Source organism: Spirosoma luteum DSM 19990 (genome assembly GCF_000374065.1).
GTDB lineage: Bacteria > Bacteroidota > Bacteroidia > Cytophagales > Spirosomataceae > Spirosoma > Spirosoma luteum.
In genome coordinates, this window is the sequence record NZ_KB893251.1 from 79,231 (window position 1) to 97,555 (window position 18,325).

An 18,325-nucleotide genomic window follows, 5' to 3' on the forward strand; every position below is an offset into this window, starting at 1 on the left:
AAAATGGTAAACTGGCGATTTGTGTTTCTCTGTATAGTTTGACAGGCCAAAGGTGAGGGCGGCAAGGCCGACCGGCAAAAATTTCAGTGCGAGTGGAGCATTCCGACCAATAAGTCGTAGGTAGTTGACTATGAAGTGTTTTTAGTACGGTTAGAAACCATTCCGTTCGCAACCATTTGATAGACAATACATCCAGAAAGTCCCCCCGGCGCGAATGACGGAGGAACTTTCTGGGTGTGCGTGGACAACGTACTTCAACTATCGCTTGAGCACCTTTACCGTCCGTATTTGAGTAGGTGTGCTGACCCGCAGCAGGTACAGACCCGATGGTTGTTGGTCGATCTCAAAGGTATGCTGCTCAGCAATGTCCGCCTGCAACACCTGATACGAACCCACCATCTGCCCCCGCAGATCGGTCAGGCTTAGCTGCACCGGCTGACCACCCGCGCCCCGCACCTCGACCGATAGCGCTCCGTTCTCCACCGGATTGCCCAGTAGTCGTACGTCCAACAAGTGCTCCACTGAGACACCGATCCCCGTGCGGGCTCCCATGCTGCCACTACAGGCTAATGACCAGTTGTAGGAGAAGGAGGCTTCACCCGCCGTGCCGCTCTGGGTGGCTTTGAGCGTGATGGTGGGGTTGTCGGTGTACATAGTCAGGGTGTACGGCCCCGGATTGGTGGTGGGCAGCATCTCGTTGGCCACCGAGAAGCTGATGGGCTGGCCGGTAGTGCCCGCATACTGGGGGGTAAAGACCAGCTGACGCTGGGTAGCCGATATCGCCTGACAACTCACCAGTGTTACGCCCGTGATAGCAAACGCCCCCGGATTGCTCCCGGCCGGGTTTATGGTCAGGGTATAGGTAGCACTGGCACTCAACCCACCCGGATCAGTAGCCGTCACGGTAATTATATAAACACCCGCAGTGGTGGGTGGACCGACGATGTTTCCTCCGCCGATGACGAGCAAACCGGGGGGTAACCCCGTTATGCTATAAGTCAGACTCTGACCTTCGGGGTCGGTGAATGGCGGAATGATTTGTGAATAGACCTGACCGACTGTGGCGCTGGCATCAGGAATGACCGGCGCAACGGGTGGCTGATTGACTGGGGGCTGTCCACCGGTGCAAGCTGTCAGCCAGTTGTAGCTAAAAGAAGCCTCGCCCGTCGTGCCGCTCTGGGTGGCTTTGAGCGTGATGGTGGGGTTGTCGGTGTACATAGTCAGGGTGTACGGCCCCGGATTGGTGGTGGGCAGCATCTCGTTGGCCACCGAGAAGCTGATGGGCTGGCCGGTAGTGCCCGCATACTGGGGGGTAAAGACCAGCTGACGCTGGGTAGCCGATATCGCCTGACAACTCACCAGTGTTACGCCCGTGATGGCGAAGGCACCTGGATTGACGGGGGCTGCACTGACGGTGATGGTGAACTGCCCCGTGCTCTGGCCTGCAGCGTTAATGGCCATGATGGTGACGGTGGGAGTTTCTACCGCAGTGGGTGTACCGCTGATAGTACGGTTATTTACATTGAAACTCAGCCCGGAGGGTAAGCCCCCGGCCGAGTAAGTAATGGGAGCTGTACCGGTGAAGGCGGGCACCACGTAGTTGAACATACTACCCATAGTAGCCACCTGATTGGGCAGCGCGGGGGCCACCGGAGCTACCGGATTGATGGGTGCCGGATTGACCGTGATGGTGAACTGGGTACTGACGGAGAGGTTGCCCGGATCGGTGGCGGTTACCGTTACAGTCGATGCGCCCTGAACAGTGGGGGTACCGCTAATGGTACTGCCGCTCAAAATTAACCCGCTGGGCAGACCCGATGCGGACAGGGTCAGCGCGTCCCCGTTGGGATCGGAGAAGGTGTTGGCCGGGATGCCGTAGCTGAATAACTTACCTACCGTTGCCAGCTGATTAGGAATACTGTTCGCCACGATGGGTGCCTGATTGACCGGTGATTGCCCGTCGTCGGGGGAGGTAGTAAAGGCTGCATTATTTCCAACGGCCACAAACAGGCCATTCCCGTGCGTTAAACTCTTAACCACACCAGACACGTCAGGTTCACGGTCTGTCCAGGACAGACCGTCTGGTGAGGTTTTAATTCCGATGAGCCCTACCTGCCCTCCAATTACAAACTGGCCATTGCCAAATGTAATATCAAATACATTACCAGCTAACGATGGGGCTGCCGTCCAGGTAATCCCATCCGCCGACCGGAACACCGAACTGTTCACCCCAACTCCAATCCCAACTGCCACATACGTACCATTTCCGTAAGCAACGCTGGTCAAAAAATAATTATTCGGAGCTAAAGTATGGGTCGTCCAGGTGATACCATCGGGTGACGTTCCGATGGTATTTGACCCAACGGCCACGAACTGTCCGTTGGCAAAGGTGATGCTTTTATAGTTAGTGGCAGAGCCGCTTGAACCCGGTGCCCAGGCCAGTCCATTGGTTGAGCGCAGAACCAGTCCGCCCAGGCCGATCGCCACAAACTGCCCCCCGCCATAAGCAATATCACTGAGCGATTTGAGCGCATCTTCATAGCGGAGTTGCCAGGTTTTACCATCCGTAGACGTTTGGATACTGGCTTTCTTCCCAACGGCAACGAACAGTCCATTGCCATAAGCCACAGCTTGTAATCCGTTGTTCGTTCCGGCCGGATTCTGCGTAGTGGATAGCTGATAGTTCATCCCATCCCCCGACGTAACGGCAACGCTGACACCAGAGGTTTGGATGGCGGGGTCCTTTAAGAAACTGCCCACGGCTGTACGGCCTTGGCTTCTATCACTGTCACGGCCGATCCGGCTTTAGTAGCCGCTAGTATCAGTGGCAACCTCACCGTGTGCTCTGGTTTGAGCACCATCCTGACGGCCAGTGGCGGCACTGCGTATGTGTGGAGCACGGGCGAAACCACCCCTAGCATAACCGCTACGGCGGGGACCTACTCGGTGACCGTATCGAGCGGCAGCTGCTCGGCTACGGCCACGGCTACGGTGAGTGCCAAACCGGCGGTGGTGGCCACGCTAACGGCCAGCCCCTCCACCACCCTGAGTTGTGCGGTGACCAGTTTGACGCTGACGGCGGGGGGGGGCAGTTCCTACACCTTCAGCGCGGGTGCCAGCCAGGTTGGCAGCAGCAATCAGGCGTTGGTCAGTTCAGGGGGCAGTTACAGTGTGGTGGTGGCCGATGCCAGCGGCTGCAGCAGCAGCACCTCCATCAGCGTGAGCCAGAACACTACCGCTCCGGTACCTACCCTGAGTGCCAGTCCCTCCACCACCCTGAGTTGTGCCCAGACCAGCCTGACGCTGACGGCGGGTAGGGGCAATGCCGGGGAGACGCTCTCTTATACGTTCAGTCCCAACGTGGTCAGTCAGAGCGGTAACACGGCCCTGGTGAATGCCAGTGGCCATTATTCGGTGACGGTGACCAACACGGCTACGGGTTGCTTCAGCACCACGAGCATCACCATCAGCCAGGACAACACGGGTCCCATGGCCAGTCTAGCGAGTAATGGTACGCTGAGTTGTAACGTCACCAGCGTAACCTTAACGGCCAGCCCCGGTGAATTGAGCTATCAGTTCAGCGCGGGCGCGAGTCAGATCGGTTCCTCCAATCAGGCGACGGTAAGCAGTCCGGGTCTGTACTCGGTAACGGTGATCAACGGGAGCAACGGCTGTTCGGGCATCGCCAGCGTGAGCGTGTCGCAGAATAACACGGTGCCCACGGCCACTATCAGCGGCAACCTGACCGTTACCAGCGGAGGCTCGACCATGCTCACCGCGTCGGGCGGCACTTCCCAGACCTGGTCTACCGGACAAACTACCACCAGCATCACCGTTGTGGCGGGCACCTACTCGGTCACCGTCACCAATGCCAGCGGCTGCAGCAGCTCCACCAGCGTGACCGTCAGCACCGTCAATTCGGGGCCGGTGGCCACGGCCAACGCCAGCCAGACGGCCACCGAGGGCGTGCCCTTCGCCTACACGGTCAATGCCTTCACCGACAGTGAAACACCCAACCAACTGACCTACATGGCCAGCATCAGTCCGGCCAACGGGTTCAACTTCGACCCCAACAGTCGGATTGTCTCAGGTACACCGTCGATGTCGGGGGTGACCACGGTGACTGTCACGGCCACCGATCCGGGTAGCCTGTCGGCTAGCACCAGCTTCACCATCACGGTGAGTCCGGCGAACACTCCGCCCCCCACGGCTACTTTCAGCATCACGGGTGTGACGACCCTGAGTTGCGAAGTGCTTTCGGCGGGTCAGCGCCGGGTGAGCTTCAATCCCCGCTACGCCGGATTCGATGGCTCTCCGGTCAGCTTCTCGGTGGTCAACGAACTGCTGCCGACGACCAATCCGGGTCCCTACACCCTGAATCTGTACACCGATAACTCAGTGATCACCCTGCGGGCTCTGCAAAGTGGGGTGAGTAGCAGCTTTGCCTACAACTGGCTATCGGCCTGTAGCTCCTCGACAGCCAACACCCCGCCTACGGTGGCCAGCCCGGTACCTCCCCAGTCAGCTACGGTAGGCGTGGGCTATACGCTTTCGCTGGCGGGTGTGTTCACCGATGCCCAAACGCCCAACAGCCTGGTGCTCTCGGTGACGGGATTACCCGCGGGGCTGAACTTCGTGGCTCCTTCGACCATCTCGGGTACGCCCTCAATGTCGGGCGTGAGCCAGGTGAGCCTGACGGCCACTGATCCGGGGGGGATGATGGCTAGTACCAGCTTTACCCTGACGGTGAATCCAGCTGGGGGTACTCCTCCACCAACGGGCAGCTTCATCATCACCAGCGTGCAGACCATCAGCTGCCAGGTGCTCTCGGCCGGTCAGCGCCGGCTGACCTTCACTCCACAGTACGCGGGCCTGAACGGGGCACCGGTGAGCTTCTCGGTGGTCAATGAAATGACACCCACCACCAATCCGGGNCCNTACCGTCTGNACCTGTACACNGANAANCCGGTNNTNACCCTGNNNGCNGTGCAGAGCGGNATAGCCAGCAGNTTTGCCTACAACTGGCTGTCGGCCTGTAGCTCCTCGACGGCTAATACCCCACCCACGGTGGCGAGTCCGGTTNGNCCNCANTCGGCNACGGTNGGTGTGGNNTACACNCTCTCGCTGGCGGGTGTGTTCACCGATGCCGAGACGCCGAATCAGTTGACCCTCTCGGTAAGTAATCTGCCCGCGGGGCTGAACTTCGTGGCCCCTTCGACCATCTCGGGAACGCCAAGTATGTCGGGGGTAAGCACGGTGAGCGTAACGGCGACCGATCCGGGGAGCATAAGTGCTAGCACCAGCTTTACCCTCACGGTGAGTCACGCGGGTGGTACTCCTCCGCCACCTACAGCTACGTTCAGCATCACGGGGGTGACGACCCTGAGTTGTCAGGTGCTGTCAGCGGGCCAGCGCAGACTAACCTTCAATCCCCGGTACGCGGGTCTGGATGGCAGTCCGGTGAGTTTCTCGGTGGTCAATGAGCTGCTGCCGACCACCAATCCAGGGCCTTATACCCTGAACCTGTATACTGACAACCCAGTCATCAACTTGCGGGCGGTGCAGAGCGGAGTAAGCACCAGTTTCAGCTATGGCTGGCTGGCGGCCTGCAATCCGGGCGCACGGCTGGGCGTCAGTCCCGAAGTACCGCTGAAGGTAGTGGTGCTGGGCAACCCGGTGGTGGGCGAAACGGTAGCCGTGGAGGTACGGGGCGCCGAGGGTCAATCGGTGCGCCTGCAACTGAGGGACGAACGGGGTCACCTGGTGAGCGATCAGTCAGTTGGAAAGGCCGGGGAAGTGGAGCGGCAGACGCTCCACTTGGGCCAGGTTCCAGCGGGGGTGCTGCTGCTGCGGGTGAGTACGTCCACCCAAAGCCAGACGCTCAAGCTGCTCAAAACGGAGTAGGTCTTATCTTCGACAGACTGGTTTATAAAAGAAGCCGCGCCCCTTTCTGGGAACGCGGCTTCTTTGGTGATTCGGACGTATGAATGAACGGTTTTGGTAGCTGATCACTGTAAGTTCAGTTAATGATGATCATTGACCTTTTCGTGAACGATAGCAAATGAACTAATCTATACTGATCACCAACATAGGTTACATCTTAAATTCCGTTGATAGTCTGCTATTGACGCAACAAATCAAAGAGGGCAACATTAATAAACAACGTTTCTTTCCACTTCTTTTCAGCACGAAGCACGCCGAGCTGCTCCAAGCTACGCAAATATTTAGAGGCCGTCCGGCGGTCGATTTGTAGGCGATCAACCAAGTACTCGATTTTACTATAGGGGTATTCGAATAAGACCTCGATTAACTCTTTGCTATATACTTTGGGAGATTGGCTTCGAACTTGCTCAACCGTCTGGTCAAATAGCCGTTGAATACGGGTAATTTGGTCAATCGTCTGCTGAGCCGTTATCTCAACTGCCTGTAAAATAAATACAATCCAGTCTGACCAGTTCTGCTGGGTTCGCACCGCCTGTAATAGTCGGTAATAGTCCGCTTTGTGCTCAATGATGTAGCCACTTAAATAAAGAATGGGCTCCCCCAATAAATCGTGAAGGAGTAGATAAAGTACATTGATAATGCGTCCGGTACGTCCATTGCCATCGTAAAAAGGATGAATGCTTTCAAACTGATAATGTTGAATAGCCAGCTTAATGAGCGTCGAAACCTGGTCAGGTTCACTATTATTGAGATACGCTTCCAAATTATGCATTAACTCTTTGAGCACAGACGGGTCATCGGGTGGTGTATAGATAACTTGGTTGGTTCGATCATTCCGTAGACTCGTACCGGGAAGTCGACGGATGCCCGCCTGGTTTTGCTCCAGTTCCTGTTGAATCTGAAGGATGCCGTTGGTGCTTAAAAACCCCTTCTGTTTAATAAAGTGATAACCCGTGTAGAGGGCTTGTCGGTAGCGAAGTACTTCTTTGGTAGCAGTATCAATATCTTGTCCTTTGACGGTCAAAGCTCGATAGAGCTTATCATCGGTGGTAATAAAGTTTTCAATTTCTGAGGACGCTTTGGCTTCTTTGAGTACCAGGGCATTGATTAAGATAGCCGGATTAGGTAACAATCGGCTCAACCCTTTTAATTCAGCAAGTGCTGAAGCCGCCCGGCTTTCCTGGCGCAGGATCGGTATGGTTTCAACGAGTTCACGCGCAGGCGGTAAGGGGGGTAGCTCATTGTAAGGAAATTCGGCTTGAAATTGAATCATGTACAAATATGGTCATAAAATGTACACGATACGACTATGATGTACATTTTATGTACATGACTGCTTTTATAATCATAAACTAGGCATACGCGATTCAAACCTTTTAGATTGCTAGTTGGCTGGATCGGTATGTTAGGGCATTTTCTGAGATTAACTGGACGTTTAAATGAACGGTTTCAGCAGTGACCCGTCCTAATTTGTGTTGACCGTTTGTTGGTTATCCATCAGTTTATCGGCCGCACCACGAACCTGACCGACGAACCGATTGGGGTGGATGCGGCCCTTGACTTCCCGCTGTTTTTCCGGCTCCCGACCGTAGCGAAGGGGCTGGCTGCTCCATTCGTGATACGAGACATGTTCATGCACCGCAAGGCAGTGGAAAGCAACATCCTGAGTACGCACGGCGACGTCACTAATTTTTTTGTGACATTTCTGGATAACCATGATATGCGGCAGCGCTTTTACTACCGCAATCCCGCTAATCCAACCCAGTTCGACCGGCAATTGACCCTGGGGATTGCCTGCCTGTTCGGGTTGCAGGGTATTCCATGCCTGTACTACGGAACGGAGCAGGGCCTGCATGGCAACGGGAATAGTGATGCCGCCGTACGGGAAGCCCTCTGGGGCAACGGGGTAAATGCCTTTGATCCTACGCACCCTTTTTACGAAGCCATCCGGCAACTGAGTCGGGTACGGGCCGAACAACCGGCACTGCGATATGGCCGACAATATTTTCGGCCTATTTCGGGAGACGGGGTGAATTTTGGTATTTCACCGTTTAGTCCGGGTGTCATTGCCTTCTCCCGAATTCTACACGACCAGGAAGTACTGGTCGTGGCCAACACGCAAACTACGGGCAGTTTCGACGGGGATGTTATTGTGGATGCCATTCTGAACGCGGACCAAACGGCGTATAGCCTTTTATACAGTAATCATCCCCAGCCCCAGGCACCGGGGGTTATTTCGACCAAGAACGCGGGTACGGTTCAAATCCATGACGAGCGGGACCGCGTTACCCAGGGACCAGTCCGGGTGTTGCGGGTACGGCTGCACCCCATGGAAGTGCAGCTTTTGCGCGCCACTGCTATACCAATTCATTGATAAGCAAAGTATTATATTACGTTCTGCCTCTTGCGCACCGGATAACTTACCGTTTCCATAAGGATACGGCAACACTTTCTTTATTTCACACAGGGTACTTAAATCGCCAGATAAGGCAGGTAGGGCTCTAATTTCGCCGTGTCCCGGAAGGCCGTCACCTGATGCAGTTTGCTGTTGTAGGCATCGTAGCGTAGCTCGACGTAGAAATCGCGGAGGTTATAAAGCAGAAAGATGTTTTCTTCTTCGTACCGATTAGCGAGAATGTCACCCGTGAAGTACAGCGTGTCGAGTTGTTGGTTGGCGGGGAGTCTGGAAAAATCAGCGGGTTGCATGAGCAGCGGGGGTTGACAGGCGAAATAAGCAAAAAGCCTGCACCTGACCAACCCCAATTGCCAACTTTATATAATACAACTCAAACAAATGAATCTACAACTAAAACACCTGCTTCCTTAAACATCTGCCAACCAGCTTACTGATGCTTTCAGTATAATGAAGCAGGAAATCAACTAATCTTCACTTCCCGGCCCGATTTGGCGGCTGCGTAAATGGCTTCCACAATTTTAATGTCGCGCAGTCCCTCCTCACCGGGCACCAGCATCGGCTTTTTGTTCATAATGGCCGCGGCATCGTCGTCCATCTGCATCACCTGCTCGGTAGGCACGTCGTAGGGGTGATTGATAGTACCGCCGTTGCTCCAGGCACCTTTCACGCCGTTATAAGCCGAATAAGGTTCCATCATGAGGGTGCCTTTGGACCCAGTTACGTGCAGGTAGTTCATATTCATACCGTAGCTGCTCTGGATGGAGGCCCGCGCTCCGCTCGGAAAAATAAACTGGGCCATGGAGGTTTCGTCCAGCCCGTTTTTATACACGTCGGGCCGGGTGGTATACTGCTGGGCAGTTACCGCAATGGGTTCTTCGCCCGTAGCCAGCCGTGCGCCCTGTATGGCGTAAACACCCATGTCGTACATGACGCCCCCGCCCATCTCTTTCTTCTGTTTCCAGTGGTCGGTGCGGGCGTCATAGTAAGCGGCTGCGCAGTTTACCATCAGCACCTTACCAATCTTCCCGTCGCGCAGCCCCTTCACGTACTCCTGCGTGTTAGGTTCGTGCTGGAGCCGGTACCCAATGGACAGCGACACCTTATTTTTGGCACAGGCATCAATCATGTTCTGGCATTCCTTTGCCGTTACGGCCATTGGTTTTTCGCACCAGACGTGCTTCCCCGCTTTGGCCGCCCGCACTACGTATTCCTCATGCATGGATGGGGGCAGCACCACGTATATCACGTCGATATCCGGATTGTTGGCAATCTGATCGAAATTCTGGTAGTTATAGATATTCTTGTCGGGGATGTTGTATTGCTTCTTCCATTTCTCCGCCTTAGCGGGCGTACCCGTCACAATGCTGGCGAGGTAGCAGTTCTTCGTTTTTTGCAGGGCCGGGGCCAGCAGGTCGGTGCTGTAATAGCCCAGGCCAACGAGGGCTACCCCCAGTTTATCCTTGGCTGGGCGGGTAGCCGACCAAAGTATACTGGATGATAGGGTTGCCGCTGCACTGGTAAGGGCGGTTGTTTGCAGAAATGTTCTACGGGACGTCATTATAGTTAGTTTAAGCGTTAACGGACATCGGTTTGACCATAGTTTAAGGTCAAACGTCGCCCTACCGACCTTAAACTACGTACTTAAACGGATAAAATCAAAAATACCTGCCGAACCCACCCGGCCGCCTTTTTGTTGATAATACAGTCTGTTCACGCAGAACCCTCTATTTTTGCCCTATGTCTAAAAAAGTCAATATTGGTTTAGTACAGATGAGTTGCCAGGCGGATGTGGAAGCCAATATCCAGAAAGCCATCGACGGGATTCGCGAAGCCGCGCAGAAAGGTGCTCAGATTGTTTGCTTGCAGGAACTGTTCACCTCGCTCTATTTCTGCGATGTGGAAGATCATCATAATTTTAGTTTGGCCGAGGCAATTCCCGGCCCCACCACCAACCGCCTAGGCGAATTGGCGGGGGAGCTAGGCGTTGTTATTGTGGCCTCCCTGTTCGAGAAACGGGCGCATGGCCTCTACCACAACACCACGGCGGTACTGGATGCCGACGGAACCTACCTGGGCAAGTACCGGAAGATGCACATCCCCGATGATCCGGGCTATTACGAGAAATTTTACTTCACCCCGGGCGACCTGGGCTACAAGGTATTCGATACGAAGTTTGCCCGGATTGGGGTGCTCATCTGCTGGGACCAGTGGTATCCAGAAGCAGCCCGGATCACCGCGCTCATGGGCGCCGAAATCCTGTTTTACCCAACGGCTATTGGTTGGGATACTAATGAACCGGACCCCGCCCAGAATACGGAGCAGTACAACGCCTGGCAAACCATGCAGCGGAGCCACGCCATTGCCAATGGTGTTCATGTGGTGGCAGTAAACCGCGTGGGCCGCGAGGCCGATCAGCAATTCTGGGGCGGCTCGTTCGTTTCTAACCCATTCGGGTCGCTGCTGTATCTGGCTCCGCACGAGAAAGAACTGATTCACGTGCAAACGGTCGACCTGGCCCTGTCCGAGAAGTACCGCACTACCTGGCCTTACTTCCGCGACCGGCGCATCGACTCCTACCAGCCCATTACCAAACGGTACATCGATCAGGAGTAATTTTCTAGTTTGACGTTTGTCGTTTGGGGTTTGATGTTGTGTGAAGCGTTCTTATCACCAACGCGTATGACTTAGAACTACTTCATGCAACAACAAACATCAAACGTCAAACGACACCTCCCCCCTTGACCCGCTCACTCGTTATGAAACTACTTGCTTTAACACTGGTGCTGGGCATTGCCGGGGCTGGTTACTGGTTTATGTTTCCAGCACCGGCCACCACCTATTCAGCACTGCCTGAACCGGCTGCGGTAACGCTGCAAAAACCAGTGCCTCCGCAAACAACGCTCAGCCCCACGCCCCGTTCCCGATTCACGCCCACGACTCGCAAAGGCTACTATAGTCTCGATATTGTCAGCGATTTTACATTGCCGGCTACCAAAACGATTACGTTTTGCGGAGCTGGTCGAAATCTGCACGTGCAGCAGGACCGGGACAAGATTTTCCGGCGGGGTTTTTCGGCCGTCGATCAGAGCCGCATGGTACCGAACGTGGAAATATGGCAGGATGGCAATCCGGCAAGGGGCTGGCAAAGTGTATTGAAACAAAGCCAGCGGTCGTGGATCGTGTACCAGAACCACTTCCGGGATGCCTTTGGCCTGGCCTGGGCACAGAACAGCGAAAAAGCTTCTGAAACCCTATACCGTTCGCTACCCAACCCCAGAGATGCGTCGGCCCGGGTGAACCGGCAGACGCTGTTTCAGGCTTCGTCTGAGTTGAGGGGAGGCTGCATGAGTTTTGGCGACTGCCCGCCGGAATGGAAAAATACCTTCGGCTATATTTTCCTGGACATAGAAAATGACTTTACCAGTGTTAACAACCGGCAGGAACAGGCCAACTTGTACACCTTCATGATCAAAACGATCAAGGAGAACATCAGTCCGCAAACGCTGGTTGGCTCCATTGCGCCGGTATTGCACAACAGCGTTGGCTATTCCCGGGCTTCCGACTACGCGGCTGCCCCCGACTGGCTCTGGACGATGCCCGCCCGCCAAACGGCCACCAGTCGGCAGCGGGGTATGCCCGACAACATCGTGGGTAAATCGTTTGGGGACTACGCTGACTTTCAAATGCCCGGCACGTACTACGTTTACCCTGATTTCGATTATACAAATACCCCACACAACGGCGACAATGACCGGCACTGGCTGGCCGCGTTGCTGGGTGAGCAGGAGGTCAACATGAAATTATCGCCTAAAAAGCGAATTGCCTGGCAGTGGTTGTTCAACACGCAGAGCGAGTTTCCCAATAGTGGTAAAGCGGAGCACCCCGCCCCACCCGCCGTAGCCGAAGGAATAGGTATTTTTTACTGGTTTACGGGAGCCTACGGCGTATTATTCTGGGATGATCACAACGCGCTGACGCCCGACCAGCCCTCCCCCGCCGACCCCGGCCAGAAAGGACTGGGTAATGACCGAAACTACGCCTGCTACGAACATTACGTGCATGGGCTGTGGCGGCTGTTCAAACACCACGGCGATCTGTTCAACGGTCGGGAAACGTACCTCAATGAAGCCACGGACTGTTCGTACGATGGTGGTAAAACCTGGTATACCTACAATGCCAATCAGTTGAAAACAAAAAACGTCCCCTTTGTACGGGCCATTGTGAATGGGGATCAGATTCTGATAGCAGCCACCAAGCCCTACGGTCGGTCGAACCAGGCAAACCAGGTGATGGTGCGGTACGTACAAAATGGCTATAATTTTTATACTACCCTGAGCCTGCGTGGCGATGAAATTTATCTGGGTCGGGCTACCATGCCCCGGCAATAATAAAACCTATGAACCTCGGCATTGAAACTGGCGGTACAAAACTGCAACTGGTAACGGACAATATGACTGGGCAGCTAACCCAGCGGTTCCGGTACACCGTTGATCCTACCCAGGGGGCGGCAGGAATTTTAGCCCAGATTGAGACTACTGTCCGGCAGCTTCCCGAGCTACCACAGGCCATTGGCGTTGGCTTCGGGGGACCGGTCGACTGGCAATCAGGGCGTATTGCGGCTTCCCATCAGGTGGGTGGCTGGTCTGATTTCGACCTGACCGACTGGCTCCACGACCTGGCTCCGGGTGCCCTCATCCGGGTAGAGAACGATGCTAACGTTGCCGCCCTTGGCGAGGCAAGACAGGGTGTTGCCAAAGGGTTCGGAACCGTGTTTTATATGACGCTGGGCAGTGGCGTTGGGGGAGGATTAGTTGTCAACCAGCATATTTACCACGGAGCCGTCCCTGGCGAAGCTGAAGTCGGGCATTTGTGGCTGGTGCCGCCTAGCGCTGATTCTCCGGGGCAAACCATTGAACAAACGGTATCGGGATGGGCTGTGGACAAGCAGATTCGGGAGCTGCTTCCGCAGCTCCCTCCTGATTCTGCACTAAGGCTAGCGGTTCAACAGGCCCACGGGCAGGGGTTGGCTGGTGGCGAAGCCCGGTTTTTACATCAGGCCTACGAAGCCAGTGATCCGGTAGCCCGTATGCTGATTGAACAGGTTGGCTCCGTTATAGCACTGGGTCTGTCGCACGTGGTGCACCTTTTTCATCCCGATGTGATTGTGCTGGGCGGAGGGCTTTCGCTCATTGGCGAACCCTTGCGGGCAGCCGTCCGACAGGCACTTCTTCGGTATGTCATGCCGTCATTTGGCAACCTTCCCGTCATCCTTTTGTCAAAACTCGGGGAAGATGCGGTTCCGGTAGGCGCGCTGGAATTGTTGATGAATGTAAAATAACAAACCAAACTGTCGAAGCCAGTGAATGTACCCGTGAGGGACATCATTCATAATTCATCCTTAACTCATGAATCAGTCCTACTTCAAAAATTACCTCGACCGTCAGAAAGCGACGTACGATGCCATCCCGATTGATCGGGTAGAACAGTTGATTAACCTGATAAAAAAATGCCGGGATGAGGACCGGCAACTGTTTGCTTTTGGCAACGGAGGCAGCGCTTCCAACGTGTCTCATTTTATTACAGACCTGGGCAAAAGTGCCTCGGATCGGATGGAAACTGACGGCTCTGGCCGACGGTTCCGGTGTATGTCTCTGAATGAAAGTGTTTCCTGGATAACCGCCCTGGGGAACGATTTCGCTTACGAGGATGTGTACATGCGCCAGTTGCAGAACTACGCCCGCCCTGGTGATCTGGTGCTTACGCTGAGTGTTAGCGGAAACTCGCCCAATGTGGTGAAAGCCGTGGAGTGGGCCAATCAGCATGGCCTGACAACCATTGCCCTGGTGGGCGGTAAGGGGGGACGACTAGCCGAACTGGCTCACGAATCCATCCTGATTCAGGACACCCACTACGGCCGGGTCGAAGATGCCCAGATGACCATCTGCCACATGCTCTGTTATGGGTTTATTGACTCCTGAAATAGTGGTAAGTAGTAAGTGGTAAGTGGCTGACGCAAGTTTTGCTTTCGCGTCAGCCACTTACCACTTACTACTTACCACTATTTTCAACTATACCGATCATTCCGCCAGGGGTATGCCGTATCGGAATAACCTCGCTCCTCCCAGAAACCAAGTTGATTTTTAGTCAGGAATTCAATCCGCTTTATCCATTTCGACCCTTTCCAGGCATACAGCTGCGGGGTTATCATTCGTAACGGGCCACCATGTTCGAGTGATAAAGGCTGTCCATCGGCAGTGTGAACCAATAGTACATCCGGCTTTAAGGCTTCCTCCAGCGAAACGTTGGTCGAATACCCGTCGTAGCCGTAGCACATTATATGCGTGGCTGAGCCTTTTGGGTCAACTAAAGCTGCCAGCTCCATAAACTGAACGCCCACCCAGGGAACGTTTAGCCGCGACCAGGTAGTAACGCAGTGAAAATCGCTGGTATCCTCCACCTGCGGCAGTGCCATCAGGTCGTCCCATTTCAAGCGGATGGGGTTATTCACCTCCCCATCAATGTTCAGTTGCCATTTGTCGAGCGGAATAGTTGGCTTGTAGCCCAGGTCCAGCACGGGCCATTTGGTGGTTACGGTTTGTCCAACCGGCACCGTTGGCATCCCATGGCGATTGGCCGGACCGGAGCCCCGTGGCTTCTGGTCGGTCATAGAGGGCGTACTACCCATTTTCTCCTCAAACCGGCGTTTGAGTTTCATCCGGGCTTCAATGATTTTATCCTGCTTTTCGTTGGCTTCCATCAAAGTGATTCGCTTGTTGTCAACCTGATAACAGTGGTTTGTATTTTGTAGTTTTATCAGTCGGTTCAAATCCCGTTTTTCATCGGGTAACAGCCAATGGCTACGACACCCGCACGTAACTCCCCAGCAGTTTCACTTCTGCCGAATGATGGTTTAATATATCCTGTAGCTCAGGGTCGCTAGCGTGTCCTTCGCATTCGAGCAGAAACCAGTACCGGAACGTGGCCCCATCGCGCAACGGGCGACTTTCGATTTTAGTCAGGTTTATTCCGCGCGCATTGAACTCCTGGAGAAACTCGGCCAGTACCCCCGGCGAATCGGTATTGGGCAACCGGGCAATGAGCGTGGTCTTGTCGTGGCCGCTGGGTTGATTTTCAAAGTCTTTGGCCAGAATAAGAAAACGGGTTCGGTTCAGGTTGGTATTTTCGATATTGTCGAAGAATATGGGTACATCAAACAGTTTCGCGGCAATGTGCGAGCAAAGGGCCGCCGTGTTCGGGTCCTGTGCGGCCAGTTTAGCCGCTTTGGAAGTAGATTCGACCGGCACCATCTCCGCCTGTAGCCCATCGAACGAGTCACTCAGAAAGCGACTGCACTGACGGAAGGCAATATCTTTGGAATAAATATGGGTGATATCGGCCAGGTTCTCGGCTTTGGTAGCAAAGGTAAAATGGACGGAAAGGTGGGCTTCGGCGGCTATACGCAGGTCTTTTTCGAGCAGTAGGTCGATGGCTTCGCTCACCACGCCCTCCTGGTTGTTCTCGATGGGAATTACCCCAAAACGAACCCGCCCCGTTTCTACGCTCTCAAACACCGAACGGATGGTGGGCAATGCCACGTAGGCACTCATGGCGCCAAACCTACTTTCGGCAGCCTGATGGGTAAAGCTGCCTTCCGGCCCCAAAAAAGCGACCCGTTCCGGTAATTCCAGATTACGTGATACGGCAAAAATTTCCAGAAAGATAGCCTCGATGGCCGACCGGTTCAGCAAGCCGATATTCTGACTATTGAGCCGGTCCAGAATTTGTTTTTCGCGTTCGGGTCGGTAAATAACGGTGTTGGTCGTACGTTTGAACTCACCCACTTTCTTAACCAGTTCCATCCGCTGATTGAGCAGCGTGAGGAGTTGGTCATCGAGGGCATCAATATCGTTACGGAGTGATTCGAGGGTCATCAAGACTGGTTTGACGTTTGTAGTTCGGGCCGCCAGAGCGGTTTAACGCTGCGAATTTGCCAAATAAACACGAACTACGAACGTCAAACGTCAAACTATTTCACACCAGCTCTACCTCATCCATATCCTTCTCCACGCGCAGATTGTCTATAATGAACCGCTGCCGGTCGGGCGTGTTCTTGCCCATGTAGTAGCTCAGTAATTTAAAAACAGACGTTTCCTTCTGCATGATGACCGGTTCCAGCCGCATGTTTTCGCCAATGAACAGACCAAACTCATCCGGCGAAATCTCACCAAGACCTTTAAATCGGGTAATCTCTATCTTCTTCCCTCCTTTGGTCAGTTTCTCCATAGCACCCTGCTTTTCCTCTTCCGAGTAGCAGTAGGTCGTTTCCTTGTGGTTTTTGGGATTACGAACCCGGAACAGGGGTGTTTCCAGAATGTACAGGTGCCCGTTGCGGACCAGATCGGGAAAAAACTGGAGAAAGAAGGTCAGCATCAGCAACCGGATGTGCATCCCGTCTACATCGGCATCCGTGGCAATCACGATGCGGTTATAACGAAGTCCTTCCAGGCCATCTTCGATATCGAGGGCGTGCTGGAGCAGATTAAACTCTTCGTTTTCGTACACCACTTTTTTGGTCAGGCCGAAGCAGTTGAGCGGTTTGCCCCGCAAGCTGAACACTGCCTGTAGCTGCACATTGCGCGATTTGGTAATGGAACCACTGGCCGAATCGCCCTCGGTTATGAACAGGGTTGTTTCTAACCGGTCTTCGGCTTTCAGGTCGGGCAAGTGGTTGCGGCAGTCCCGCAGTTTCTTGTTGTGCAGGCTTGCCTTTTTGGCCCGGTCGTTGGCCAGTTTTTTGATACCAGCGAGTTCTTTTCGCTCCCGCTCCGACTGTTCGATTCGCTTTTTGAGGGCGTCGCGGATGGCGGGGTTGATGTGGAGGAAATCGTCCAGCTGCGCTTTTACAAAATCAAGCACAAACGACCGGACGGATTGACTCTCGGAGTCGGGAGCCATGTTAATAGACCCCAGCTTTGTTTTGGTTTGTGATTCAAAGACCGGTTCCTGTACCCGGATGCTGATGGCTGCAATGATAGAGCCCCGAATGTCGGACGGGTCATAATCCTTACCGAAGTGTTCGCGCACGGTTTTGACGATGGCTTCGCGAAGAGCCGCCAAGTGGGTACCGCCCTGCGTGGTGTATTGTCCGTTTACGAATGAATAGTATTCTTCGCCATACTGATTACCGTGGGTCAGGGCAATTTCCAGGTCGTTGCCCTTCAAATGGATAATGGGATACCGGAGCGAATCTTCGTCTTTTTTGGTCTTGTCGCGGAGCAGATCGAGCAAACCATTCTGCGAGATATACTTCTGCTTATTAAACGAGAGGGTAAGCCCAGCATTCAGGTAGCAGTAGTTCCAGATCATGTTTTCCAGAAACTGCGGAATGAAATGGAAATTTTTGAACACCGTATCATCCGGTTCGAAGCAGATGAGCGTCCCATTGCGCTCGGTCGTAACCTCTTCGCCTTTGTGTTTGAGAATACCCCGCTCAAATTCGGCCCATACCGTGCGCCCATCGCGGAAGGACTGTACCCGGAAATAAGTAGCCAGCGCATTGACAGCTTTTGTTCCAACGCCATTCAGCCCAACCGATTTCTGGAACGCACCCGAATCATACTTACCACCTGTATTAATCTTGGAAACAACTTCAACCACCTTCCCCAGGGGAATACCCCGGCCATAATCGCGTACTTCAACCCGATGGTCTGTCACCCGCACCTCAATCGTTTTGCCGAAGCCCATTACGTGCTCGTCAATACAATTGTCAATCGTTTCTTTTATAAGGACGTAGATACCATCGTCAGCCGCCGATCCGTCGCCGAGTTTACCAATATACATGCCTGGTCTCAGGCGAATGTGCTCACGCCAATCCAGTGAGCGGATACTATCTTCATTGTATTGAACCGACTGATTCAGCAATTCTGCCATAGGAATTGAGTAACTAAATTTTTAGGATAAGCAGTA

General features: G+C 54.1%; 13 protein-coding genes. 6 read left to right on the forward strand and 7 right to left on the reverse strand.

All coding sequences use genetic code 11. From position 1 onward, the window contains the following. Positions 1-258 precede the first annotated feature (258 nt). Positions 259-2,760, reverse strand: coding sequence for a putative Ig domain-containing protein (locus B156_RS32115; protein WP_052635750.1), 2,502 nt, complete (start codon positions 2,758-2,760; stop codon positions 259-261). A gap of 1,008 nt (positions 2,761-3,768) precedes the next feature. On the opposite strand from B156_RS32115, the gene B156_RS29010 reads away from it, so the two are divergent. Continuing rightward, on the forward strand, positions 3,769-5,904 hold the full coding sequence (locus tag B156_RS29010; RefSeq protein WP_425423304.1) for a putative Ig domain-containing protein: 2,136 nt from the start codon (positions 3,769-3,771) through the stop codon (positions 5,902-5,904). Between the two features lie 217 nt (positions 5,905-6,121). Here B156_RS29010 and B156_RS0109965 read toward each other — a convergent pair whose 3' ends face one another. Continuing rightward, complete coding sequence (locus B156_RS0109965) at positions 6,122-7,216, reverse strand: Fic family protein (RefSeq protein WP_018619545.1); 1,095 nt, start codon at positions 7,214-7,216, stop codon at positions 6,122-6,124. Positions 7,217-7,426: 210 nt separating this feature from the next. On the opposite strand from B156_RS0109965, the gene B156_RS29015 reads away from it, so the two are divergent. Next, positions 7,427-8,317 (forward strand): alpha-amylase family protein, encoded by an 891-nt coding sequence (locus tag B156_RS29015; RefSeq protein ID WP_018619546.1) that lies wholly within the window; start codon positions 7,427-7,429, stop codon positions 8,315-8,317. Positions 8,318-8,415: 98 nt separating this feature from the next. Here B156_RS29015 and B156_RS0109975 read toward each other — a convergent pair whose 3' ends face one another. Both B156_RS0109975 and B156_RS0109980 read right to left on the reverse strand, forming a co-directional pair. Next, positions 8,416-8,649 carry a hypothetical protein gene (locus B156_RS0109975; RefSeq protein WP_018619547.1) on the reverse strand — a complete coding sequence of 78 codons (234 nt, stop codon included), beginning with the start codon at positions 8,647-8,649 and terminating at the stop codon, positions 8,416-8,418. Between the two features lie 170 nt (positions 8,650-8,819). Continuing rightward, positions 8,820-9,917, reverse strand: coding sequence for a Gfo/Idh/MocA family protein (locus B156_RS0109980; protein WP_018619548.1), 1,098 nt, complete (start codon positions 9,915-9,917; stop codon positions 8,820-8,822). A gap of 179 nt (positions 9,918-10,096) precedes the next feature. Between B156_RS0109980 and B156_RS0109985 the strand changes: the two genes are divergently transcribed. The 4 genes from B156_RS0109985 (at position 10,097) to B156_RS0110000 (ending at position 14,337) form a co-directional block, all read left to right on the forward strand. Next, the gene (locus B156_RS0109985; protein WP_018619549.1) at positions 10,097-10,972 is read left to right on the forward strand and encodes a carbon-nitrogen hydrolase; all 876 of its coding nucleotides are present in this window, start codon (positions 10,097-10,099) and stop codon (positions 10,970-10,972) included. Between the two features lie 143 nt (positions 10,973-11,115). Next, entirely contained in the window at positions 11,116-12,747 is a 1,632-nt protein-coding gene (locus B156_RS0109990; RefSeq protein ID WP_018619550.1) for a hypothetical protein, read from the forward strand. Positions 12,748-12,755: 8 nt separating this feature from the next. Further along, positions 12,756-13,697 carry an ROK family protein gene (locus B156_RS0109995; RefSeq protein WP_018619551.1) on the forward strand — a complete coding sequence of 314 codons (942 nt, stop codon included), beginning with the start codon at positions 12,756-12,758 and terminating at the stop codon, positions 13,695-13,697. Between the two features lie 67 nt (positions 13,698-13,764). After that, positions 13,765-14,337, forward strand: coding sequence for a D-sedoheptulose-7-phosphate isomerase (locus tag B156_RS0110000; RefSeq protein WP_018619552.1), 573 nt, complete (start codon positions 13,765-13,767; stop codon positions 14,335-14,337). An 86-nt stretch (positions 14,338-14,423) separates the two neighbouring features. Here the strand turns inward: B156_RS0110000 and B156_RS0110005 are convergent, their stop codons facing one another. From B156_RS0110005 to B156_RS0110015, 3 genes are all read right to left on the reverse strand, one after another. Then, entirely contained in the window at positions 14,424-15,116 is a 693-nt protein-coding gene (locus B156_RS0110005; protein ID WP_018619553.1) for a molybdopterin-dependent oxidoreductase, read from the reverse strand. A 100-nt stretch (positions 15,117-15,216) separates the two neighbouring features. Further along, positions 15,217-16,290 carry a prephenate dehydratase gene (pheA, locus tag B156_RS0110010; RefSeq protein ID WP_018619554.1) on the reverse strand — a complete coding sequence of 358 codons (1,074 nt, stop codon included), beginning with the start codon at positions 16,288-16,290 and terminating at the stop codon, positions 15,217-15,219. Positions 16,291-16,390: 100 nt separating this feature from the next. Continuing rightward, entirely contained in the window at positions 16,391-18,289 is a 1,899-nt protein-coding gene (locus B156_RS0110015) for a DNA topoisomerase IV subunit B (RefSeq protein WP_018619555.1), read from the reverse strand. Positions 18,290-18,325: the final 36 nt, after the last annotated feature.